This is a genomic window from Planotetraspora mira (assembly GCF_016863275.1).
Lineage (GTDB): Bacteria > Actinomycetota > Actinomycetes > Streptosporangiales > Streptosporangiaceae > Planotetraspora > Planotetraspora mira.
The window spans coordinates 61,873-83,598 of record NZ_BOOO01000008.1 but is presented as its reverse complement, the minus strand read 5'-3'; the positions used below and the strand labels follow the sequence as shown (position 1 = coordinate 83,598).

General features: G+C 69.7%; 18 protein-coding genes. 4 read left to right on the top strand and 14 right to left on the bottom strand.

Translation table 11 applies throughout. The features are described 5' to 3' along the window. Nucleotides 1-51: 51 nt before the first annotated feature. A complete protein-coding gene (locus Pmi06nite_RS07595) occupies nt 52-894 on the bottom strand; it encodes an oxidoreductase (RefSeq protein WP_203952168.1) in 843 nt (280 codons plus the stop codon). 111 nt (nt 895-1,005) lie between these two features. Here Pmi06nite_RS07595 and Pmi06nite_RS07590 point away from each other — a divergent pair, with 111 nt between their 5' ends. Beyond that, nucleotides 1,006-1,581 carry a TetR/AcrR family transcriptional regulator gene (locus Pmi06nite_RS07590; protein ID WP_203952167.1) on the top strand — a complete coding sequence of 192 codons (576 nt, stop codon included), beginning with the start codon at nt 1,006-1,008 and terminating at the stop codon, nt 1,579-1,581. Between the two features lie 179 nt (nt 1,582-1,760). On the opposite strand, the gene Pmi06nite_RS07585 is transcribed toward Pmi06nite_RS07590, so the two are convergent. Further along, the gene (locus Pmi06nite_RS07585) at nt 1,761-2,645 is read right to left on the bottom strand and encodes an SIS domain-containing protein (RefSeq protein ID WP_203952166.1); all 885 of its coding nucleotides are present in this window, start codon (nt 2,643-2,645) and stop codon (nt 1,761-1,763) included. 153 nt (nt 2,646-2,798) lie between these two features. On the opposite strand from Pmi06nite_RS07585, the gene Pmi06nite_RS07580 reads away from it, so the two are divergent. Then, complete coding sequence (locus tag Pmi06nite_RS07580; RefSeq protein WP_203952165.1) at nt 2,799-3,569, top strand: DeoR/GlpR family DNA-binding transcription regulator; 771 nt, start codon at nt 2,799-2,801, stop codon at nt 3,567-3,569. 513 nt (nt 3,570-4,082) lie between these two features. On the opposite strand, the gene Pmi06nite_RS07575 is transcribed toward Pmi06nite_RS07580, so the two are convergent. The 8 genes from Pmi06nite_RS07575 to Pmi06nite_RS07540 all read right to left on the bottom strand — a co-directional run bounded on the left by Pmi06nite_RS07575 (nt 4,083) and on the right by Pmi06nite_RS07540 (nt 14,891). Continuing rightward, entirely contained in the window at nt 4,083-4,427 is a 345-nt protein-coding gene (locus Pmi06nite_RS07575) for an MmcQ/YjbR family DNA-binding protein (RefSeq protein WP_203952164.1), read from the bottom strand. Nucleotides 4,428-4,666: 239 nt separating this feature from the next. Continuing rightward, nucleotides 4,667-5,716 carry a phosphogluconate dehydrogenase (NAD(+)-dependent, decarboxylating) gene (gnd, locus tag Pmi06nite_RS07570; protein ID WP_239113746.1) on the bottom strand — a complete coding sequence of 350 codons (1,050 nt, stop codon included), beginning with the start codon at nt 5,714-5,716 and terminating at the stop codon, nt 4,667-4,669. 114 nt (nt 5,717-5,830) lie between these two features. Next, entirely contained in the window at nt 5,831-7,456 is a 1,626-nt protein-coding gene (gene pgi, locus Pmi06nite_RS07565; protein WP_203952163.1) for a glucose-6-phosphate isomerase, read from the bottom strand. Between the two features lie 99 nt (nt 7,457-7,555). After that, nucleotides 7,556-9,628 (bottom strand): transketolase, encoded by a 2,073-nt coding sequence (gene tkt / locus Pmi06nite_RS07560; protein ID WP_203952162.1) that lies wholly within the window; start codon nt 9,626-9,628, stop codon nt 7,556-7,558. Continuing rightward, nucleotides 9,625-11,016: a glucose-6-phosphate dehydrogenase gene (zwf, locus tag Pmi06nite_RS07555; RefSeq protein WP_203952161.1), complete on the bottom strand. Its 1,392-nt coding sequence runs from the start codon at nt 11,014-11,016 to the stop codon at nt 9,625-9,627. Before zwf ends, tkt begins: the two co-directional genes overlap by 4 nt. 564 nt (nt 11,017-11,580) lie before the next feature. Next, complete coding sequence (locus tag Pmi06nite_RS07550) at nt 11,581-12,417, bottom strand: maleylpyruvate isomerase family mycothiol-dependent enzyme (RefSeq protein WP_203952160.1); 837 nt, start codon at nt 12,415-12,417, stop codon at nt 11,581-11,583. 90 nt (nt 12,418-12,507) lie between these two features. Then, nucleotides 12,508-12,987 (bottom strand): MarR family winged helix-turn-helix transcriptional regulator, encoded by a 480-nt coding sequence (locus Pmi06nite_RS07545; protein WP_203952159.1) that lies wholly within the window; start codon nt 12,985-12,987, stop codon nt 12,508-12,510. 140 nt (nt 12,988-13,127) lie between these two features. Next, complete coding sequence (locus Pmi06nite_RS07540) at nt 13,128-14,891, bottom strand: MFS transporter (protein WP_203952158.1); 1,764 nt, start codon at nt 14,889-14,891, stop codon at nt 13,128-13,130. A gap of 695 nt (nt 14,892-15,586) precedes the next feature. Between Pmi06nite_RS07540 and Pmi06nite_RS07535 the strand changes: the two genes are divergently transcribed. Next, complete coding sequence (locus tag Pmi06nite_RS07535; RefSeq protein WP_203952157.1) at nt 15,587-16,180, top strand: DUF4190 domain-containing protein; 594 nt, start codon at nt 15,587-15,589, stop codon at nt 16,178-16,180. A gap of 169 nt (nt 16,181-16,349) precedes the next feature. Here Pmi06nite_RS07535 and Pmi06nite_RS07530 read toward each other — a convergent pair whose 3' ends face one another. Beyond that, nucleotides 16,350-17,675, bottom strand: coding sequence for a lysine N(6)-hydroxylase/L-ornithine N(5)-oxygenase family protein (locus Pmi06nite_RS07530; protein ID WP_239113745.1), 1,326 nt, complete (start codon nt 17,673-17,675; stop codon nt 16,350-16,352). 88 nt (nt 17,676-17,763) lie between these two features. Here Pmi06nite_RS07530 and Pmi06nite_RS07525 point away from each other — a divergent pair, with 88 nt between their 5' ends. Further along, complete coding sequence (locus Pmi06nite_RS07525) at nt 17,764-18,711, top strand: methionyl-tRNA formyltransferase (RefSeq protein WP_203952155.1); 948 nt, start codon at nt 17,764-17,766, stop codon at nt 18,709-18,711. Here the strand turns inward: Pmi06nite_RS07525 and Pmi06nite_RS07520 are convergent. From Pmi06nite_RS07520 to Pmi06nite_RS07510, 3 genes are read right to left on the bottom strand one after another with little or no spacing between them, the layout of a single operon-like run. Next, nucleotides 18,695-19,546: an ABC transporter ATP-binding protein gene (locus tag Pmi06nite_RS07520; RefSeq protein ID WP_203952154.1), complete on the bottom strand. Its 852-nt coding sequence runs from the start codon at nt 19,544-19,546 to the stop codon at nt 18,695-18,697. The genes Pmi06nite_RS07525 and Pmi06nite_RS07520 overlap by 17 nt on opposite strands. Nucleotides 19,547-19,550: 4 nt before the next feature. Then, nucleotides 19,551-20,621, bottom strand: a complete 1,071-nt coding sequence (locus tag Pmi06nite_RS07515) for a FecCD family ABC transporter permease (RefSeq protein WP_239113744.1) — start codon at nt 20,619-20,621, stop codon at nt 19,551-19,553. A gap of 2 nt (nt 20,622-20,623) precedes the next feature. Next, on the bottom strand, nt 20,624-21,649 hold the full coding sequence (locus tag Pmi06nite_RS07510; RefSeq protein WP_203952152.1) for a FecCD family ABC transporter permease: 1,026 nt from the start codon (nt 21,647-21,649) through the stop codon (nt 20,624-20,626). Between the last annotated feature and the right edge of the window lie 77 nt (nt 21,650-21,726).

Genomic DNA, 21,726 nt, shown 5'->3' with positions numbered 1-21,726 from the left:
GCCGCCGTGCCGTACAGCTCTGGATGTACGACGGGTGGTCCGGGTGCCCCGTCAGGACTCGTCGGCGGGGAAGTCGGCGGACCTGCTGACGTCGGCCCACTTCTCGGCTTCCGCGGCGCGCGCCTTGGAGGCCTGCTCCGCCAACTCGACCGCGCCTGCGCCGAGCAGGAGGCGCAGCGGCGGCTCGTCGAGACTCACGACGTCGGTGATGATCCTGGCCGCGCGTTCCGGGTCGCCCGCCCACCGGTGCACGGTGGACTCCCGGTAGCGGTTCATCGCACCGACCGTCTCGTCGTAGTCCTCGCTCACCGGCGGGGTGCGCATCGAGGAGCCGCCCCAGTCGGTGCGGAAACCGCCGGGCTCGATGATCGTGACCTTGACGCCGAAGGGCTTCACCTCGTTGCTGAGGACCTCCGAGAAGCCTTCGACGGCCCACTTGGCGGTCTGGTACGCGCCCATCCCCGGGGTGCCGCCGACGCGTCCGCCGATGGAGGAGAACTGGATGAAGTGCCCCGACCGCTGCCGGTGCAGCACGGGGAGGGCGGCCTTGGTGACGTTGACGACGCCGAACAGGTTCGTCTCGATCTGGGCGCGGAAATCGTCGTCGGGGGTGTCCTCGATGGAGGCGCTGTTGGCGTAGCCGGCGTTGTTCACCACGACGTCGAGCGTCCCGAACTCGTCGATCGCGGTCTGTACGGCGGCGCGGGCGGCAGCCGCGTCGGTGACGTCGAGCGCGATCGCCCGTACGGCGTCGCCGTACTCCTTCACGAGATCGTCGAGCTGCTCCGGACGCCGCGCGGTCGCGACGACCCTGTCGCCGTTGTCGAGCGCCGCCTTGGCGAGCTCCCGGCCGAAGCCCCGGGAGCTGCCGGTGATGAGCCAGGTCTTGGACATGAGGAGTTCCTTCATTAACTAACTGACCAGTTGGATACGAGCCAGGAAACACCCGCCCGGCGGGTTGTGTCAACTAACCGGTTGGTTGGCCCGAGTGGTAGGGTCGCGGGCATGGTGCGGGATGCGGATCGGACGAAGAAGCGACTCCTGGAGGCGGCGGCCGACGAGTTCGCCGCGCGCGGCATCGCGGGGGCCCGGGTCGATCGCATCGCCGAAGCCGCCGGATGCAACAAGGCGATGATCTACGCGTACTTCGGCAACAAGGACCAGTTGTTCGACGCGGTCTTCACCGCCCTGGTCGCCGCGACCATCGAGCACGTGCCGTTCGACGCCGCCGACCTGCCGGGGTACGCCGGGCGGCTGTTCGACCGTTACGAGGACGATCCCGCGACCGTCCGCCTGGCCACCTGGTACCGGCTGGAGCGGCCGAACGGGGCTCCGCTGCAGGCCATCGTGACGTCCAACGTCGGGAAGCTGGAGAAGGTGGCGCGGGCGCAGCGAGAGGGCGTCTTGTCAGATCACTACACGCCGGTCGAACTCCTGACGCTCGTCATCTCGGTGGCGGGGGCGTGGGCATCGGTCACCCCCGAGTTGGGCACGAACGCTCCGGCCGACCGCGACCGCCGTAGGCGCACCGTCGTCGACGCCGTGCGTCGGCTGATCGCCGACGGCCTTCACGAGGCCTGATCCGCCCCGTATAGGTATGGTTTGCGCCGTACCTTGCTCGCCTCGATCGCGGTGCCGATGGTGCTGCTCGGTTTCGGTTTCGGCCTGCCGGGCGCGTGGACGGCGAGGCCCCGTCCCGCCGTCCCGCCGTACGGAAGCGGGGCGACGGCCGGGGTGCTCTCGCGTTATGGAGTGTGCCGTCAGGCGGGGAGGATCACCGACCGGGTGAGGTGCAACGGCCGGTCGGGGTCCAGACCGGCGGCGTGGGCGCGGGCGACAGCCACCCGCTGGACGCGGATGAGTTCGGCCATGGGATCGAGGGTCGTCTCCAGGAGCGTGCCGCCGGTGGCCTCGACCTGGTCGCGCATCCCGCTGGGAGCCGCGCCGAGCGTCCAGGTGATCCGTCCCGGTCCCGCGATGGCGATGGGGCCGTGGCGGTATTCCATGGCGAGGTGGGCCTCGGTCCAGGCCCGGCACGCCTCCCGCATCTTCAGCGCCGCCTCCTGGGCGATGCCGTACGTCCAGCCGGTGCCGAGGAAGGAAAACTGCTCGGCGGCGATCAGCGACTCCGGTAGCGGTTCGGCGAGCGCGTGCTCGGCGTCCGCGATGGCGGAGGCCAGGTTCTCGCCGAGGTGCGTGCGGAGGAGGGCGAGCTGGGTCGTGGCGAAGCGGGTCTGCACCACGGACCGCTCGTCGGCGAAGCCGAGGACGATCGTCTCGTCCGCCAGCCCGGTCACCGGCGTGTCCGCGTCCGCGGTGATGGCGGTCGTCCTGGTGGAGGAGCCGGACTCCTTCACTTGGCGAAGGAGATCGAGGACCTCGGTGGTGGTCCCCGACCGGGTGAGGGCGAGGATGCGGTCGTAGGGCCGCCGGAGGGGCGTCTCGGAAGCGGGGAATGCGTCGGTCTCCCCGTGTCCCGCACGCTCGCGGAGGGCCGCGTAGCTCTGGGCGATGAACCAGGAGGTGCCGCAGCCGACGACGGCGACGCGTTCACCGGGGGCGGGCAGGGCCTGGGCCGGAATGGCGGCCACCTCGCGCCAGCAGTCCGGTTGTGAGGCGATCTCGGCCTCGGTATGGGTGGTCATGCCGCCTCCAGGTATGGTTCGTTTCTGCATATTTCATAGCATTATTGAACAGCTTTGTGCAGAGCTGGGGGTGGGATCCGGTGTGTGTGCCAGGCTGTTGCGCGGCGGGTGCGCCGGGAGGCGGGGCAGCGTGAGTAGGCAGGGTGAGGCACGGTGAGCAGGTACGAGCGGTGGAACGCCATCCTCGAACTCCTCGCGGAGGAGGGCCGGTTGTCGGTCGAGCAGGCCGCGCAGTCGCTGGAGGTCTCCACCGCGACGATCCGGCGTGATTTCGACGAACTGGCGGGCCAGCAGTTGCTGATGCGGACGCGGGGCGGCGCGGTCACCCAGAGTGTGAGCTACGACCTCCCCCTGCGGTACAAGACGGCCAGGCACGCGGGGGAGAAGCAGCGCATCGCCAAGGCGGCCGCGGCCCTGGTGGAGCCGGGCGCCGTGGTCGGGATGAACGGTGGCACGACCACCTCGGAGGTGGCGCGAGCGCTGGCCACGGTGGCGGATCCGGAGGTCGGCTTCACGATCGTCACCAATGCGCTGAACATCGCGGCGGAGTTGACCGTCCGCCAGCACGTGAAGATCGTGGTCACCGGCGGGGTGGCCCGGCCGCAGTCATACGAGCTGATCGGCCCGCTGGCGTCGGGGGTGCTGGAGCAGGTGGCGATCGACGTCGCCTTCCTCGGGGTCGACGCGATCGACGTCGACGCGGGGGCGACCGCGCATCACGAGGGGGAGGCGAGCGTCAACAGCCAGCTCATCGAGCGGGCCGGCCGCGTGGTGGTCGTCGCAGACGCGTCCAAGGTCGGCCGCCGGGCGTTCGCGCGGATCTGCGCGATCGACGCGATCGACACCTTGATCACCGACGACGGGCTGTCCGATGACGCTGCGGCTCGTCTCACCGAGGCAGGCGTCACCGTGACCAGGGTGTGAGCATGACCAGAGCGTGACGCACAGCCAGGAAGCGTGATCATGCACAGGTTCGACAGAAGTGTCCCTGACCGGCCACATCTTGGGCCGTGATCATGCACGCATTCGGTGAAGGCTGCCTTGACGTGGCGCTTTGTTGTTCGTGATCATGCACAGGTTCGGGGAATGCGGCTCTGACCTGGGCTGAATGGCTCGGTGATCATGCACGTACGTGTCGCGTGCGTGGATCACTAACCGTCGACGTGGGGAGTCCGGCATCTCAGCCACGAATTCCTGCATGATCACGGATGGCATTGTTGCTGGTCGGAGGCAATGCGACCGAACCTGTGCGTGATCATGGGGTGGATTCAAGCAGGTCGGAGGGGGTTCCGCCGAACCTGTGCATGATCACGCCCGATGTCGGGGCTAGTCGGGGGCGGTTTTCCCGAATGTGTGCATGATCACGAACAAGGTCGGGGCTGGTCGGGGGCGGTTTTCCCGAATGTATGCATGATCACGCCGGGGAGAGATGGAGGGTCAGCGGCGGGATTCGTGGGCGGTGACGAGTTGTTTGGGGGCGGTCAGGCACCATGCCTCGGTGACGAGCTCGAACAGCTCCTCCCGATCGATCTTCGCCAGATGCACGACGACCCAGCCGAATCTGCCCGTGGTGAACTGGACCTCGAACACGTCGGGGCGCTCGGCCACCAGCGCGATCTGCTCCTCGATCGTCGCCTTGAGGCCCACGGTCTCGGTCCGCTCCCACAGGTAGCCGAAGCCCTTGCCCCGCACCTTCAGCGCGATCCAGCTGTCGCTGTCGCTCAGCTTGACCTCAGGGAGATCGCCCAGCATCTTCAGGAACTCGTCGACGGTCACACCCATGGCTTTACATGTACCAGAGCGCTCCGACATTTCTCCGGGATCGCCCGGATCTCGTCTCCTGCGATACCGCCAGTGCATGATCACGGAAGAGATCTGAGCAGGTCGGCGACACTGTCGCGGAAAGTGTGCATGATCACGGATGGGGTTTGGCCAGGTCAGTGATGCCGTGACCGAATGTGTGCATGATCACGCCCGGGGTTGGGGCAGGTCACGCGTGCTTTTGCCGAAGGTGTGCATGATCACGCCGGAGGGGTGGGGCGGGTGGGTTTTTCGGCGTGGCCGCCGAACTCGCTGCGCATCGCGGACAGGGCCGCGTCGGTGAACTGCCCGAGCCCGCGCGATTCGAAGCGCTCGATGAGGGCCGCCGTGATGACCGGGGCGGGGACGCCCTCGTCGATCGCCGCGTCCACCGTCCAGCGGCCCTCGCCGGAGTCGGAGACGCGCCCCTCGAAGCCGTCGAGTTGGGGCGAGCGGGCGAGCGCGTCGGCGAGCAGGTCGACGAGCCACGACGAGATGACGGAGCCGCGGCGCCAGACCTCCGCGACCTCGGCGACGTCGATGTCGTACTGGTACGCCTCGGGGTCGCGGAGCGGCGCCGTCTCGGCGTCGATCTCGCGGCCCTGCTTGCCCACGTTGGCGTGGCGGATGATGGACAGGCCCTCGGCGATCGCGCCCATCATTCCGTACTCGACGCCGTTGTGGATCATCTTCACGAAGTGCCCCGCGCCGCTGGAACCACAGTGAAGGTAGCCCTCCGCGGCGGTCCCATCGCTCTTGGCCCTGCTCGGCGTGGGTTCCACGCCGCCGGCGCCGGGCGCGATCGTACGGAAGATCGAATCAAGCCGCTCGACCGCCGCGGCCTGGCCACCGATCATGAGGCAGTACCCGCGATCGAGGCCCCAGACCCCGCCTGACGTGCCGCAGTCGACGTAGTGGATGCGCTTCGCGGCGAGCCGTTTGGCCCGGGCGATGTCGTCCCGGTAGTAGGAGTTGCCGCCGTCGATCACGACGTCGTCCTCGTCGAGCAGATCGGTGAGCTTGCCGAGCATCGGCTCGACGACGGCCGCGGGCAGCATGAGCCAGATCGCCCGCGGCCTGTCCAGCTTGGCCACGAAGTCCTGGAGGGAGGTGGCGCCGGTGGCGCCCTCGCCTTCGAGTCCGCGCACGGCGCTCTCGTCGACGTCGTAGACGACACAGCGATGGCCGTCCCGCATGAGCCGGCGGACGAGGTTGGCCCCCATCCGGCCGAGGCCGATCATGCCGAGCTGCATGGGCCTGTCCGTCGCCATTGCTCCTCCCGTCCCGCCCGGGTCTTGCCCGAGCGTCGCGCCCGGCGAAGTCCGAGCGTCCCGCCCGGGCCGCCCCGAGCATCGCGCCCGGGCTTCGCCGGGCTCAGGTGGGGCCTACTTGAGCCCCCGGTATCGGCGGATGAGGGTGTCGGTGGACGAGTCGTGGGCGAGTTCGGGCTCCTCGTCGCTCAGCAGTTCCGGGGCGATCTGGCCGGCGAGCACCTTGCCGAGCTCCACGCCCCACTGGTCGAAGGAGTCGACGCCCCAGATCGTCCCCTGGACGAAGACGATGTGCTCGTAGAGCGCCACCAGTGCCCCGAGCAGGTGGGGGGTGAGCCGTTCGGCGAGCAGCACGTTGGTCGGCCGGTTGCCCTCCATGACCCGGTGCGGCACCACGTGGTCCGGGGTGCCCTCGGCCCTGACCTCCTCCTCGGTCTTGCCGAAGGCGAGGGCCTGCGCCTGCGCGAAGACGTTGGCCATCAGCAGGTCGTGGTGGTCGCCCAGCGGGTTGAGGCTCTTCCCGAAACCGATCAGGTCGACGGGGATCAGCCGCGTGCCCTGGTGGATGAGCTGGTAGAAGCTGTGCTGGCCGTTCGTGCCCGGCTCGCCCCAGTAGACGGGGCCGGTGTCGTAGTCGACCGCCCGGCCGTCCAGCGTCACGTGCTTGCCGTTCGACTCCATGGTGAGCTGCTGGAGGTAGGCGGGGAACCGCTTCAGATACTGCTCGTACGGCATGACGCCGATGCTCTGCACGCCGAAGAAGTTCACGTACCACACGGAGAGCAACCCCATGATCACCGGCAGGTTCTCCGCGAGCGGCGCCGTGCGGAAGTGCTCGTCCATCTCGTGGAAGCCCGCCAGCATCTCGGCGAAGTGCTCGGGCCCGATGGCGAGCATCGTCGACAGGCCGATGGCCGAGTCCATCGAGTACCGGCCGCCGACCCAGTCCCAGAAGCCGAACATGTTGGCGGTGTCGATGCCGAACTCCGCGACGCGCTCGGCGTTCGTGGAGACCGCGACGAAGTGCCGCGCGACCGCCTCGTCGGTGCCCAACTGGGCGACGACCCAGTCACGCGCGGAGTGGGCGTTGGTGAGCGTCTCCAGCGTGCCGAACGTCTTGGACGAGACGATGAACAACGTCTCGTCGGCGAACAGGTCGTGGGTCGCCTCGGCGAAGTCGGTCGAGTCGACGTTCGAGACGAAACGGAACGTCAGGTCGCGCTTGGTGTAATGGCGCAGCGCCTCGTAGGCCATGACGGGCCCGAGGTCGGAGCCGCCGATGCCGATGTTGACGATGTTCTTGATGGGCTTGCCCGTGTGGCCCTTCCACTGGCCCGACCGGACGTGGCGGGCGAAGTCGGCCATCCGGTCGAGGACGTCGTGGACCTCGGCGACGACGTCGGTTCCGTCGATGACGAGCGAGGCGTCCCGCGGCATCCGGAGCGCGACGTGGAGCACCGACCTTCCCTCGGAGGTGTTGATCTTTTCGCCCTGGAACATCAGGTCCCTGCGCCGCTCCACCTCCGACTCCCGCGCGAGATCGGCCAGCAGGCCCATCGTCTCGTCGGTGACGCGGTTCTTCGAGTAGTCGAGATACAGCCCGGCCGCTTCCGCGGACATGCGCTCGCCCCGCCCGGGGTCCTCGGCGAACAGCTCACGCAGGTGGCGGCCGCTGATCTCGGCGTGGTGCCGCTCGAGCGCCTTCCAGGAGGCGCGGTCACGGAGCGGGGTGGTGGACATCGGTAATTCCTCCGGTCGCTGGCGAGGTGGCCGCCGCGCGGGCGGTCGCTGCGAGATTTCTCAGTGATTGCATCCTTCCCCATGCGTTCGGTCCGCCGCTCACCCGGGATCCGCATCGGACACACGCGTGCCCCCCACGAGGTCGCGGGCGATCCCCGCCACGCGTTCCGGAGTGAAGCCGAATTTCGTGAGCAACTGCTTGAGAGGCGCGGAGGCGCCGAAGGTGTGCATGCCGACGACGACGCCCCCGTCGCCGACGTAGCGGTCCCAGCCGAGGGTCGAGGCCTGCTCGACCGCCACCCTGGCCTTCACCGCCGGCGGCAGGACCTCGTCGCGGTACTCCCTGGGCTGGCGGTCGAACAGCTCCCAGCACGGCATGCTCACCACGCGGGCGCCGATGCCCTCCTCGGCCAGGTCGTCGCGGGCGGCGAGGGCGATCGACACCTCGGAACCCGTGGCGAGGATGATGACGTCCGGATCGCCCGAGGGCGCCTCCGCCAGAATGTAGGCGCCCTTCGCCACCCCGGAGGCGGCGCCGTACCGGGACCGGTCGAGCGTGGGCAGCGCCTGCCGGGACAGGACCAGCGCGGCAGGCTCGTGCCGCAGTCCCGCCACGATCCGCCAGGTCTCCACCACCTCGTTCGCGTCGGCCGGCCGGAAGACCAGCAGACCGGGCATCGCGCGCAGCGAGGCCAGTTGCTCGACCGGCTGGTGCGTGGGCCCGTCCTCGCCGACGCCGATCGAGTCGTGCGTGAAGATGTGCAGAACCGGGATCTCCATGAGCGCCGACAACCGGATGGCCCCCCGCGCGTAGTCGGAGAAGATCAGGAAGCCCGACCAGAACGGGCGGAGCTTGGTGAGGGCCATGCCGTTCGCGGCGGCGGCGGACGCGTGTTCCCGCACACCGAAATGGAGGTTGCGCCCGCCCGGCTCGCCTGGTTGGAAGTCGCCGGCGCCCTCGAAGGACAGGTGTGTCTTCGTCGAGGGCGAAAGGTCGGCGGACCCGCCCAGCAGCCACGGGATCGCCTGCGCGAGCGCGTTGAGCACGTGGCCGGAGGAGTCTCGGGTGGCGAGGCCCTTGGGGTCGGCCGGGAAGACGGGCAGGGCCTCCTCCCATCCGTCGGGAAGCTCCCTGCGCTGGATCCGGTCGAGTTCGTCGGCGAGGTCGGGATGCACGTCCCGGTACGCCGCGAGGGTCGTCTCCCAGGCGCTCCTCGCCTTGGCCCCGCGTTCGCCGATGCCCCGGGCGAAACACTCATAGACCTCCGGCGGGACGTGGAAGTCGGCGTCCTCCGGCAGGCCGAAGAAGCGTTTCGCCGCCCTGACGCCGTCGGGCCCGAGCGGTTCCCCGTGGGCCTTCGGGGTGTCCTCGACGGGGGAGCCGTAGCCGATGTGGCTGTGGACCACCACGAGGGTGGGCCGCTCGTGCTCGGCCCTGAACGCGTGCAGGGCGCGGCTCACCTGGTTGAGGTCGTTCGCGTCCGACACCGTCGTGACGTTCCAGCCGTACGCGATGAAGCGGGCGGCGACGTCCTCGGTGAAGGTGATCCCGGTGCGGCCCTCGATCGTCACCCGGTTGGAGTCGTAGATCCAGCACAGCTTCGCCAGGCCCAGATGACCCGCGAGCGAGGCGGCCTCCGACGAGACGCCCTCCATCATGCAGCCGTCGCCCGCCAGCGCGTACACGTCGAAGTCGAACAGCGGGAACCCTTTCCGGTTGTAGCGCGCGCCCAGCCACCTGCCCGCGATCGCCATGCCGACCGACGTCGCCACGCCTTGGCCGAGCGGGCCGGTGGTCGTCTCGACGCCGCTGGTCAGCCGGTATTCGGGGTGCCCCGGCGCGTGCGACCCGAGCTGGCGGAACGTCTTGAGGTCCTCGAGCGTGACGGCCGGACGGCCGAGGATCTCGTAGTCGGGATCGACGGCGCGTACGCCGCTCAGGTGGAGCAGGGACCACAGCAGGGCCGAGGCGTGGCCCTCCGAGAGCACGAAACGGTCGCGGTTCGGCCAGATCGGGTTGGCCGGATCGAACCTCAGGAAGCGCTGCCACAGCGTGTACGCCACGGGCGCGATGTCGAGCGGGGTGCCGGGGTGCCCGGAGTTCGCCTTCTGCACGGCATCGACGCACAGACCGCGGATGGTGTTGATCGACAGCGTGTCGAGGTCGGTCATGGGCGCACCTCGGTCGGTAGCCAGCGGCCGCCTGGGGCGAGCCGGTCCGCCGCGGCAGGCCCCCAGCTGCCGCGTTCGTACGGCTCCGGCGGAGCCTTGGCGTCGAGGATGGGATCGACGATGCGCCAGGCCTCCTCGACGGTGTCCTCACGGGCGAACAGCCGCGGATCTCCGGAGAGCGCGCCGATGAAGATCCGCTCGTAGGCACTCTCGGTGTAGCCCAACTGGCTGGCGAAGTCGACCGAGACGTTCACCTCGCGGGTGCCCACGGGGGTGTTCGGATCCTTGGCGAGCAGGCTGAACGTCACCCCCGGGCCGGGCTGGAGCCGGAACCGCACGACGTTGGGCGCGGGACGTTCGCAGTCGCGGGACAGGAACAGGACGCGCGGCGGCCTGCGGAACTCGACGGCTATCTCGGTGGTGGTGACCGCGAGCGCCTTGCCCGCCCTGATGAGGAAGGGGACGTCGGCCCAGCGCCAGTTGTCGATCCAGAGCCGTGTCGCCACGTACGTCTCCGTCGTCGACCCCGCGGCGACTCCCGGAGTGTCCAGGTAGCCCGCGTACTGCCCGCGCACCGTCTCGCCGGGGTCGATCGCCCGCACCGCGCACAGCAGCCGCCGCTTCTCGTCGCGCTCGGCCTCGGCGCCGACGTCGGACGGCGGGTCCATCGCCAGGTAGGCCAGCACCTGGAGCAGGTGGTTCTGCACGACGTCCCTGACGGTCCCGACCGCGTCGTAGAACCTGCCCCGGTCGGCGACGTCGAACGACTCGGCCATCGTGATCTGGACGGAGGCGACGTGGGCGCGGTTCCAGACCGGCTCGAGGATGCTGTTGGCGAAGCGGAACATCAGGAGGTTCTCGACGGCGTCCTTGCCGAGGAAGTGGTCGACCCGCAACAACCGCTCCTCGGGGAAGTGCCGATGGAGCTCCTCATTGAGGCGCTCGGCGGACTCGAGGTCGTCGCCGAACGGTTTCTCCACCACCAGTCGCGCGTCGGCGGTGAGGCCCGCCGCGTCCAGCCCCTCGGCTATCTGCGCGAACAGGGAGGGCGGCACGGCCAGGTAATGGACGGCGAATCCCCGGTCGCCGATGGCCCGGCCGACGTTTTCGTAGGTGGCGTGGTCGGCGAGTTCGCCGGAGACCAGTTCGATCCGGGAGACGAGCGACTCCGCGGCCGCCTCGTCGACCTGCCCGCATGCGGCGGCGACGCTGTCGTGCACGTGCCGCCGGAGCTGATCGTGATCCAGGTGGCCGTGGGCGACGCCGACGATCGGCAGGTCGAGCTTCTTGTGGAGGGTCAGGCGGTACAGCGCGGGGAGGACCAGTTTCCTGGCGAGGTCCCCGGTGATGCCGTACAGCACCAAGACCTGGCCCGGTCGCTCGTTCACGGTGCCCCCTCTCGCCGTCCCGCCGGGATGAGAGGCGGGGCCTGCCCCGGACATTCCTCTCGGCACCTATACCCACAGTCCACCCATTGGTACGCAAAGCGCGCATACCTCTTATATGGCGTTGAGATGGGATAAAGGGTTCACCGACATCGTCGACCGGCCCGTCCACGCGGGCAGGGTTGGGACGCCAGGGGAATTCGCGATGACCTGGACGGCTCGGGCCGGCACGCACGATGCTCGCCATAGTCCGAGCGAGGGAGCCCAGCCCCGATGTCCGAAACTCCGGAACACGCCCGGCCGAGGACGCCTCGGTGTGAAGTGATCAATCATCCGTATGGAGGCACCTGCGACGCGATCGCGACCTGGTCCGCCGTCTTCTCGTGCGGCTGCTTCCACACCCGTGAACGACGCGTCTGCGACGGGCATCTGGATGGCCGGGTGGCATGCGCGGAGTGCCTCGAGACGGGCGACCACCAATGCCGGATGGTTCCGGGGCCGCCGGAGAAGCTCGACTGAGCCCCGGGTGCTTCCGGGGGTGTCTCAGACGGCGCCCCCAGGGATGTCTCAGAGGGCGGTCTTCGCCAGCCAGTGGGCGAGCAGGTCGCGGTCGCCGAACACCTCGAAGCGCCCGTCGGACGGCTCCCGGCGGCCGTACAGCAGGAGCAGGAGATCGCTCATCGGCCCGCGTACGGCGACGTCGCCCTTGCCGTGGCCGCGCGTCCACGTGAACGCGCCGGGGCTCAGCGTGATCGTCCACTCGCCGGAGTCACGGTCGTGCGGGTGGCCGCCGGGGACGCCCGCACCGGCGGCGTCGGCGCCGCGACCGGGGGCGTCGGTGGCGTGGATGTGGAGGGTCTCCCCGGCCCCGGCCAGTTCCCGCAGGGGCTCGGTCATCCACGGGGCCATCTTGATGTTGGCGAGGAACTCGTCGACGCCGTCGGCGGCCGTCCCGGCCTCGATGTGAGGATCGCGGCCGAGGGCCAGTTCGGCGTCGGCGCGGTGGACCGTGGTCTCGTGCAACATCCGCCGAGTCCAGAAACCCGCATCGGGCCGCGCGCTCCACGACCACACCGCAGTGCCGGGATCAGCGGCCCGCAATGCGGCGACCAGGTCGGCGCCTCCCTCCGCCAGCCAGTCCGGGTACGCGCCGGGGTCGCCGGGCATGGTGACCGGGAGGTCGCGCGGCCACAGGGGCTCGGTGACCCGCTCGGCGACGAGATGGCGCACCCAGCGGTGAACGACGCCGACGTGCTTCAGCAGCCTCGTCAGGGTCCACCCGGGGCAGGTGGAGACCTCGGCCACGGGGTCGCCGCCCCGCACGCCGTCCACCAACCGGTCGATCTCGGCGCTGAGGAGCGAGCAGCGGTCCTCGTGCGACAGGGCGCGTTCGCCTGAGTTCATGGGCTCGAGCATAGATCGACCGGCCGGAGGCCGGGGAGTCTCAAGCGTGGATCAGCCGACGGGTGGAGGAGGGAGGCCCGGGGAATCCGGTCAGGATCGTTCGGCCGACTCGTCCACGAGGATCTCGAGGATCGGGATCGCCGCCGCGAGCGCCTCGCGCTGTTCCCGGTCCAGCCGGTCGATGCGCCGGTTGAGCAGCGCCGACCGCTCCCTGCGGATGCGCGCGAGGGTCTTCCTGCCGTTCGCCGTGATGTCCACCAGGAACGACCGGCCGTCCTCGGGGTCGGCGGCCTTGCCGATGAGCCCGGCCGCCGACAGGGGCGTGATGGTCCGGGTCATGGACGGCGCGGAGACGCCCTCCCGTGTGGCCAGCTCGCCCAGGCGGATCGGCCCGCGCTGCTCGATCCGCGCGAGGGCCGACAACTGGGCGAAGGTGAGGTCCTGGCTGCCGGAGGCCTGGGCCATCTGGCGGTGCAGCCGGGCGATCACCAGCCGGAGCCTGCCCACCTCCTCCGGGTCGAGATCCCCGCCTGTGGCCTGCCGGGTGTGCTGCCCGGTCGGGTCACCCATCGTTCCTCCGGTCCTCTGCCGACTCCCGTACGGTCCCTACCGTACGGGCTGGGCCGCCCGGTCCATACACCCACAGATCGGGACATCCAATGCGCCCGCCGTACGGGTGGGACCGTGACGGCCCGTCAGCCCGCGTGCTCTCAGCCCACGCGCGCGGGACTCTGGCCGCCAACGCTATCGGGCTGGGATTGCGCACCGTCGCGCCCGCGGACGAGGGAGGCGGCCGCCGCGATGAGCGAGATGACGATCGCGAGCCAGAACACCACCACCAGTCCGTCGTGGAACGGGCCGGAGATCAGGTTGGGGAAGAACTCTCTGCCGGTGAGGGCGTGCGCGTTGGCCGCCGGCAACTGGCCCAGCGTCTGCGGGCCGAGGAGTTGCTGGATGGGGTTGTAGCCGAGGAAGGCGGCGAACAGGGTGCCCACCGGGGGCAGCGCGGCGATCGCGTTCGCCGACGCGGCGGGGACTCCCTGCGCGGTGAGACCCGTGCTGAGCGTGTGCGGCAGCGAACTCGCGAGGCCGGCCACCATCAGGGAGAAGAAGACGCCGATCGACAACACCATGCCGGCGTTCTGGAAGGTGGCCCGCATCCCGGACGCGGCGCCGCGGGCCTCCGCGGGCACGGCCGACATGATCAGGGACGTGTTGGGCGCGGCGTACAGGCCGCCGCTGAGGCCGTTGAGGAAGATCAGTGCCGCGAAGGCCCAGTAGTCGAAGTCCGTCGGCAGCGCCAGCAGGCCGAGGAACGACACCGCCATGAGCACGAGCCCGCTCGCCGCGAACAGGCGCGCGCCGAACCTGTCGGACAGGTAACCCGCGAGCGGCCCCGCGGCCAGGAACCCGACCGTGAGCGGCAGCAGGTAGATGCCGGCCCACAGGGGAGTGTCCTCGTAGTTGTAGCCGTGCAGGGGCAGCCAGATCCCCTGCAACCAGATGATCAGCATGAACTGGAGGCCGCCGCGCCCGATCGATCCCAGCAGGGTCGCGGCGTTGCCGCCGGCGAAGACCGCGTTCCGGAACAGCTTGAGCGGGAACATGGCGTCGGTGACCCGGGTCTCGATGTAGCAGAAGAGCGCGAGCAGGACGACGCCGCCGATCATGCCCGTGAGCACCCAGGGGTTCGTCCAGCCCATCGTGTTCCCTCCGTACGGCTGGATGCCGTACGTGATCCCGGCGAGCAGCGCGGTGAGCCCGACGGCGAAGGTGACGTTGCCCCACCAGTCGATCTTCGCGGGCCTGCGCACGCCGGTGTCGTGCAGCGAGCGGTAGGCCCAGATGGTCCCCACGATGCCGATCGGCACGTTGATCCAGAAGATCGACCGCCAGTTCCACTCGGCGAGCAGGCCGCCCAGCACGAGGCCGATGAACGAGCCCGCGATGCCGGCCACGATGTTCACGCCGAGCGCCATGCCGCGCTGCCGGGCGGGGAACGCGTCGGTGATGATCGCCGCCGAGTTCGCCATCAGCATCGAGCCGCCGATCGCCTGGGCGACGCGCCAGCCGATCAGCCAGAGCGCGCCCGCGCCCCCGTGGTACGGATCCAGCGACAGCGCGATCGAGGTCAGCGTGAACAGCAGGAAACCGGCGTTGTAGATCTTGATCCGGCCGAAGATGTCGCCGAGCCGGCCCAGACTGACCACGAGGACGGCGCTGACCAGCATGTAGCCCATCAGCATCCAGAGCAGGTAACTGACGTTGCCGGGCTCCAAGGGGTCGAGCCGTATCCCGTTGAAGATCGCCGGAAGCGAGATCAGCACGATCGAGCTGTTGATGGTGGCGATCAGCGTGCCCAATGTCGTGTTGGACAGGGCCACCCACTTGTAGTGGGGATGATCGGAGTCGATCCGTGGCGCACCGCCCCACCTGCGCTTCGACGTGGACTCGAGCGTTCCGTCAGCCGTCATCGGCCAGCCCCCTCGGCACTCCGCAACTAGTTACCTAATGTCAACTAACTATATGGCAGGACTCGCGGCCGGTATGTGTAGGTCCGGAGACCGAAGTGATAGATCATCGTTTTCATGGCTACGTGCCCAAGACGTTGAGATCAGCGGAGTAGGTCCCGAACCGTGCGGATATGGCGTGGTCCGCTAGGCGACGGAGGGGGCGTGCGGGGTCTGGTTCGGCAACTCTTCACCACGTATTCATCCGCGGAAGTACATGGCTGATGCGTGACTTGTCCCGTAGAGGTCGTATCAGTAAAGTCGCGCTCCGGCCGCATTCGACCCGACTCCTCGGAATCGTGTTCGCGGTATGACGCCGGCGGATGCGAGAACGTGAGAGAGGTTCGGATGAACTGCCACCGGGCGAATGCCGGATATGCCGGCGCTGGTGTTCCTCATGCTCACCGGCTCGCGCGGTGAGCCGGGCAGGTTCAGCGGGATCCGTTCGCTGACATCCCAGGGATGTCACGTCCTGTCATCAAAATGGTGTCCATATGGGCCCATTTGGCAACGATGTGACATCAACGGCTCTTTATCGCCCAGCCGCTCGACATCCTGCGAGCAGTGAGGGGCGTCAGGCAACCCCGATCAGCGGCGCAGGGGCGCCCGTCGCTGATCCGCGTCCCCCCGGTGCGCCCCGGATCACCGAATCATCTCGAATGGACGACACAATGGTTCTCCCCGACCAGCCCCAGTCTCCGTACCCGTACGCAGACCCCGGCGCCGCGCCGCAGCCCAGGACCACGAACGGGCTCTCCATCGCCGGCTTCATCCTGGCGTTCTTCGTCGCCCCGATCGGGTTCATCCTCAGCATCATCGGCCTTGTCACGGCGGGCAGGCGCGGCCAGAAGGGCAAGGGTCTGGCGATCGCGGGCATCATCATCTCGCTGCTCGCCATGGTGGCCGGTGTCGCCCTGGTCGTCACCGTCTTCAAGAACGCCGCCACCATCCTCGACCCGGGCTGCACCGAGGGTAAGGCCGTGATCCTGAGTGAGGACGCCACCAACCTCTCCTCGGACCCGGAGACGCTGAAGAAGCAACTCGGGACCACCGTCGACAAGCTCAACGCGGCCGCCGCCAAGGCGAACAGCGACGACGTCCGCAAGTCCCTGACGGCACTGGCGTCGGACTACGACTCGCTCGTGAAGGCGCTCGAGAACAAGGAGGCGCCGCCCGCGGACCTCCAGACCAGGGTCACCCAGCACGGCAACGACCTCGATGCCCTGTGCACCATCGGCGGCGCGCAGCAGTAAGCGGTTCGCGGTCGCCGGGGAGGCGGGCGTTCCGGTCGGCCGCGTGCGACGCCGCACGGCCGACCGGACACTCGCGACTCCTCTGCGGCGGACGTCGCCCGCGGAGCCGAGCCCGTGGGCGACGTACGTCGCGACGGCGATCCCCGCCGTAGCCCCGTAGCCCTGAGGATCAGGAGGCCCGGGGGAGGCGGCGGGTGAGCAGGGAGTCGCGGATCTCGCCCGCCCGGACGGCCGTCGTGGACAGCAGGGTCGAGGTGAGACCGTGGCTGTGCTCGGTTCCGCCCTGGAGGTAGATGCCCGCCGTCACGCCCGGGGTCAGTTCCAGGCGGTGGTCGCGGGCGACGCGGACGGCGTCCTCCTCGTCCCGCAGGCAGAGCTTGGCCGCCTCGCCGAGGAGCGTGCCGATGTCGTGCGGGCGGTAGCCCGTCGCGTGCACCAGGACGTCGGAGCTGAGGACCTCGCGCTCGCCGGTCGGCAGGAACTCCACCGTGACGTCCAGCCGGCTGTCCACGGGACGGACGTCCCTGATGCGGGAGACGTTGAGCATGCGCAGGCGCTCGCGCCCCTGGACCTTCTCGCGGTACATCGCCGCGTACAGCGACTCGATGAGGTCCATGTCGACCACCGAGTAGTTGGTGCCGCGGTGATAGTCGATGAGTGACTGCTTCACGCCGGGCGGGGAGTTGAAGTACACGTCGACCGCTTCCGGGTCGAAGATCCTGTTGGCGAACGGGCTGTCGTCCGCGGGGGTGTAACCGTACTTGGCGAAGACCGCGCAGACCTCGGCCTCCGGGAAGGTGCGGTGCAGGTAGTCGACCGCCTCGGCGGCGCTCTGCCCGGCGCCGAGGACGATGGCCCGGCGGACGGGAGCCCCGGTGCCGGCCAGTTCGGCGACGCGCGGGATCAGTTCGCTGTTGTGCCAGACCCGTTCGGACAGGACGGTGCCCGGCGGCAGGTGGGGTTCGAGACCGATGGCCACGGAGATGTTGCGGGCCCGCCGGACGACCGTGCCCCCGGGGGCGGACAGGTCGCGGCTGACGACGTCGAACCAGCGGATCTCGCCGTCCTCGGTCGTCACCGGTTCCACGGCCACCACCTCCGAGGAGTACCCGACCAGGTGCCCCACTCGGGCGGCGGCCCACTCGAAGTAGTCGTGGAACTCGACGCGCAGCGGGAAAAGGGTCTTCTGGTTGAGGAAGTCCACGAGCCTGTCCTGTTCCCGCAGGTAGGACAGGAAGCTGTAGTCACTCGTCGGGTCGCGCATGGTGACCAGGTCCTTCAGGAAGGACACCTGCATCGTGGCGTCGTCGATGAGCATCCCCCGGTGCCAGCCGAAGCGCGGCTGCTTCTCCAGGAACCCGGCACGTATGCGCTCACCTGCGGGCAGTCCTGCGTTGTGCTCCTCCACGGCTATCGCGAGCGCCAGATTCGACGGCCCGAAGCCGACCCCCAGGACGTCATAGATGGTGTCCGGACCACTCTGCAGTGTCTTCACCGCGGCATCGCCTCCCTCAGCGGGCCACATGCTAGATAAGGTTAGCCTTACCTTGCAAGAACAGGTTTTGACGGAGAGGATTCACACCATGCGGGTCGCCATGTTCGGCTACCAGACCTGGGGCCATCGCACGCTGCAGGCACTGCTGGACTCCGACCACGAGGTGGTGCTCGTCGTCACCCACCCCAAGAGCGACCACGCGTACGAGAAGATCTGGGACGACTCGGTCGCGGAACTCGCCGACAAGCACGGCGTCCCGGTGCTGTTGCGCAACCGGCCCGACGACGGCGACCTGCTCGCCGCGATCCGGGACGCGGCGCCGGACATCATCGTGGCCAACAACTGGCGGACCTGGCTGCCCCCCGAGGTCTTCGATCTCCCGCCGCACGGCACGCTCAACGTGCACGACTCGCTGCTGCCGGCCTACGCCGGCTTCTCCCCGCTCATCTGGGCGCTCATCAACGGGGAGGCCGAGGTCGGCGTCACCGCCCACCGCATGAACGCCGAGTTGGACGCCGGCGACATCCTGCTGCAACGGGCCGTGCCCGTGGGGCCGGCGGACACCGCGACCGACCTCTTCCACCGTACGGTCGACCTGATCGGCCCGATCGTGCGTGACGGGCTCGACCTCATCGCGTCGGGGCGTGCCGAGTGGATCCCGCAGAATCGCGCCGACGCGAGCTTCTTCCACAAGCGGTCACTCGAGGACAGCCGGATCGACTGGACCTGGCCGGCGGAGGACCTGGAGCGCCTGGTGCGCGCGCAGTCCGACCCGTACCCCAACGCGTTCACCTACCACCACGGCGAGCGGATCCGGATCGTGTCGGCGGCGGTGTCCGAGGCACGGTACGGAGGGACGCCGGGGCGCGTCTTCATCCGCGAAGACGACGGCGTGGTCATCGTCGCCGGCGCCGACGCCAGGAACGGCAGGAGGCGGGGACTGGCCATCAGGCGGCTGCGCACCGACGACGGCACGGAGCACGCGGCCGCCGACTACTTCACGGCCATGGGCGGCTATCTCACCGCCCGGCCCTGACCTCCGTGCCGCCGTCCGCCGTCTCCTGGGCCGCGCCGTCGTGGTGGCGGCCCATCGGGATGACCAGGGGCGTGCCGCTGACCGGATCCGTCATCACCTGACAACGCAGGTCGAAGACCTCCTCGACCGACTGGGCGGTGATGACGTCGGCGGGCGCGCCCTCCGCCACGATCCGGCCCGACTTCATGGCGACGACGTGATCGGCGTAACGACAGGCCTGGTTGAGGTCGTGCAGGACCATCACGACCGTGCGGTTCTCGCGCCGGTTGAGGTCGGCGACGAGGTCCAGGACGTCGATCTGGTGGGCCAGGTCCAGGTAGGTGGTCGGCTCGTCCAGCAACAGCACCTCGGTGCCCTGAGCCACGGCCATCGCGATCCAGGCGCGCTGACGCTGGCCGCCGGACAACTCGTCGACCAGACGGTCGGCGAGGCCGGTCAGTCCTGTTGCGGCCAGCGCGCCGGCGACGGCGCGCTCGTCGGCCTCCGACCACTGCCGCCACCACGTCTGGTGGGGAGACCGGCCGCGGCTGACGAGGTCGATGACGGTCAGGCCCTCCGGGGCCACAGGAGACTGCGGCAGGATGCCGAGGCGCTGGGCCAGCTCCCTCGTCGGCACGGACTGTAGCGCCCGCCCGTCGAGCCGTACGGCACCGCCGCGGGGCGTGAGCAGCCGGGCCAGTGCCCGCAGCAGCGTCGACTTGCCGCAGGCGTTGGCGCCGACGATGGCGGTCACCCGGCCGGGCGGGACCGCCAGATCGAGGTCGTCGACGATCAGCCGGTCGTCGTACGCCAGACGCAGCCCGCTCGCCCGCAGGTCCGGGCTTGTGGTCGACATCCGTTCAGCCTCCTGAGCCCGCGCGGTTCGCGCGGATGAGTAGCCAGAGCAGGACCGGCGCGCCGAGGGCGCCGGTGACGATTCCGACCGGAAGTTCCGTGCCGGGGATGAGTGTTCGCGCGATGAGGTCGGCGGACAGGACGACGAGCGCCCCGGTCAGCCCGGACGCCACCAGCGGCGGCCACGCCGTACCGGCCAGGCGCTGTGCGATCTGCGGCGCCGCCAGTGCGACGAACGCGACCGGGCCCGCCGCGGCGGTGGCGAAGGCGATCAGCCCGACGCCGACGAGCAGCAGTGCGAGCCGGGCCCTTTGCACCGGAGTCCCGAGGCCCGTGGCCAGGTCGTCGCCGAGTTGGAGCGTCCGCATCCAGCGGCCGAGCAGCAGCGCGGCCGGCACCAGGGCGGCCATGGTGACGGCCAGCGGACCCACCTGGGCCCAGTCGCGGCCGTTGAGGTTGCCGACGAGCCAGCCCAGCGCGGCCTGCGCCTGGAACCGTCCGCCGCGCGCCATGAGGAAGTCGGTCGCGCTCGTGCACATCCACGCGACCCCGATGCCGACCAGGATGATCCGGTAGCCGGTGGTCCCGCGGCGCCAGGCCAGCAGGTAGACCAGCAGGGCGGTGGCGAGGGCCCCGAGCAGGCCCAGCGCCTGGGTGCTGAGACCGCCGTCCCAGCCGAGGACGATGCCGGCCACCACCGCGGTCCCCGCGCCCTCGATGATGCCGATCATGTCCGGGCTGGCCAGCGGATTGCGGGTCATGGTCTGGAACAGCGCGCCGGACAGGGCGAACGCGACGCCCGCCAGCAGGCCGACCATGGCGCGAGGCAACCGCAGCTCTCTGACGACCAGCAGCGTCCCGGGATCCCCCGAGCCGGCGAGCGCCTTCATCACGTCGGCCAGGCCGACCGGGTAGTCGCCGATGGCGACGCCCCAGCAGAAGACCAGGAAGGCGCCGACGGCGAGGGTCACGCAGACCGCGACGAGCCGGGGCCGCAGCACACCGGAGACGGGTGGTACGGCCAGCCGGAATGTGCGCCGCGAGGAGCCCGTGAGCACAGATGGGGACGGGGTCACGCTCACACCTCCGCGAGCCGTCGGCGGCGCACCAGGGCGATGAAGAACGGCGCGCCGATGAACGCGACCAGGACCCCCGCCTGGATCTCGCTCGGCCGGACGACGAGGCGTCCGATGACGTCCGCGGTGAGGACCAGGCAGGGTGCGAGCACCGCCGACAGCGGCAGCAGCCACCGATGGTCGGGGCCGATGCCGGCCTGCTGGGCGAGGACCCGTGCGACATGCGGGACCACCAGCCCGACGAACACGACGGGCCCGATGGCCACCACCGCGCCTCCCGTCAGCAAGGTGACCGCGGCCACCCCCTGCAGCCGCACCAGGCCGAGCCGCCGGCCGAGCGAGGCCGCCACGTCGTCGCCGAGCGCGAGGCTGTTGAGCGCGGGCGCGCTCGACAACGCCAGAACGGCGCCCACGATGAGGAAGGGCAGGACCTGAAGCACCACGCCGCCGTCCCTGTCGGCGAGCGATCCCGCGTTCCAGAACCGGTAGCGGTTGAGCGCGTCGGGATCGGTCAACGCGATCGCGCTGGTGAGCGAGGTGAGCAACGAGGTGACGGCGACTCCGGCCAGCGCCAGCTTCACCGGTGTCTGCCCCGAACGGCCCAGGCCGCCGAGCAGGTAGACGAGCACGCTCGCCACGAGCGCTCCCGCGAAGGCGAACCAGATGTAACCCAACACCGACCCGACGCCCAGGACCGCCACCGACAAGACGATCGCGAACGAGGCGCCCGCGCTGACTCCGAGCACCCCGGGGTCGGCGAGCGGATTGCGGGTGAGTGCCTGCATGAGGGCGCCGGACAGGCCGAGCGCCGCACCGGCCGCGAGACCGAGGGCCGTGCGGGGGATCCGCACCGACCAGATGACGTTCTCCACGCGCGTGCTGTCGGGGTGGCCGAACAGCGTGCGGACGACCTGGTCGAGCGGGATGTTCAGCGCGCCGAGTGCTATCGACAGCAGGCAGAGCACCACGAGGAGGGCGGCGAGCACCGCCGCGAGGAAGACGGGGCGGAGCCCCTTGTCCCGCGTCACCGGGCTCTCTCCAACGACTCAGCATCCTTAGGTTAGGCAGGCCTTAACTGTAGCCCGGGACGGTCTTGTGTAGTTAG

Bases quoted from the DNA above. Each gene is read 5' to 3' on its own strand.
- Pmi06nite_RS07595 (WP_203952168.1), bottom strand. From the start codon at position 894: ATGTCCAAGACCTGGCTCATCACCGGCAGCTCCCGGGGCTTCGGCCGG.
- Pmi06nite_RS07590 (WP_203952167.1), top strand. From the start codon at position 1,006: ATGGTGCGGGATGCGGATCGGACGAAGAAGCGACTCCTGGAGGCGGCG.
- Pmi06nite_RS07585 (WP_203952166.1), bottom strand. From the start codon at position 2,645: ATGACCACCCATACCGAGGCCGAGATCGCCTCACAACCGGACTGCTGG.
- Pmi06nite_RS07575 (WP_203952164.1), bottom strand. From the start codon at position 4,427: ATGGGTGTGACCGTCGACGAGTTCCTGAAGATGCTGGGCGATCTCCCT.
- gnd (WP_239113746.1), bottom strand. From the start codon at position 5,716: ATGGCGACGGACAGGCCCATGCAGCTCGGCATGATCGGCCTCGGCCGG.
- pgi (WP_203952163.1), bottom strand. From the start codon at position 7,456: ATGTCCACCACCCCGCTCCGTGACCGCGCCTCCTGGAAGGCGCTCGAG.
- tkt (WP_203952162.1), bottom strand. From the start codon at position 9,628: ATGACCGACCTCGACACGCTGTCGATCAACACCATCCGCGGTCTGTGC.
- Pmi06nite_RS07550 (WP_203952160.1), bottom strand. From the start codon at position 12,417: ATGAACTCAGGCGAACGCGCCCTGTCGCACGAGGACCGCTGCTCGCTC.
- Pmi06nite_RS07545 (WP_203952159.1), bottom strand. From the start codon at position 12,987: ATGGGTGACCCGACCGGGCAGCACACCCGGCAGGCCACAGGCGGGGAT.
- Pmi06nite_RS07540 (WP_203952158.1), bottom strand. From the start codon at position 14,891: ATGACGGCTGACGGAACGCTCGAGTCCACGTCGAAGCGCAGGTGGGGC.
- Pmi06nite_RS07535 (WP_203952157.1), top strand. From the start codon at position 15,587: ATGGACGACACAATGGTTCTCCCCGACCAGCCCCAGTCTCCGTACCCG.
- Pmi06nite_RS07525 (WP_203952155.1), top strand. From the start codon at position 17,764: ATGCGGGTCGCCATGTTCGGCTACCAGACCTGGGGCCATCGCACGCTG.
- Pmi06nite_RS07520 (WP_203952154.1), bottom strand. From the start codon at position 19,546: ATGTCGACCACAAGCCCGGACCTGCGGGCGAGCGGGCTGCGTCTGGCG.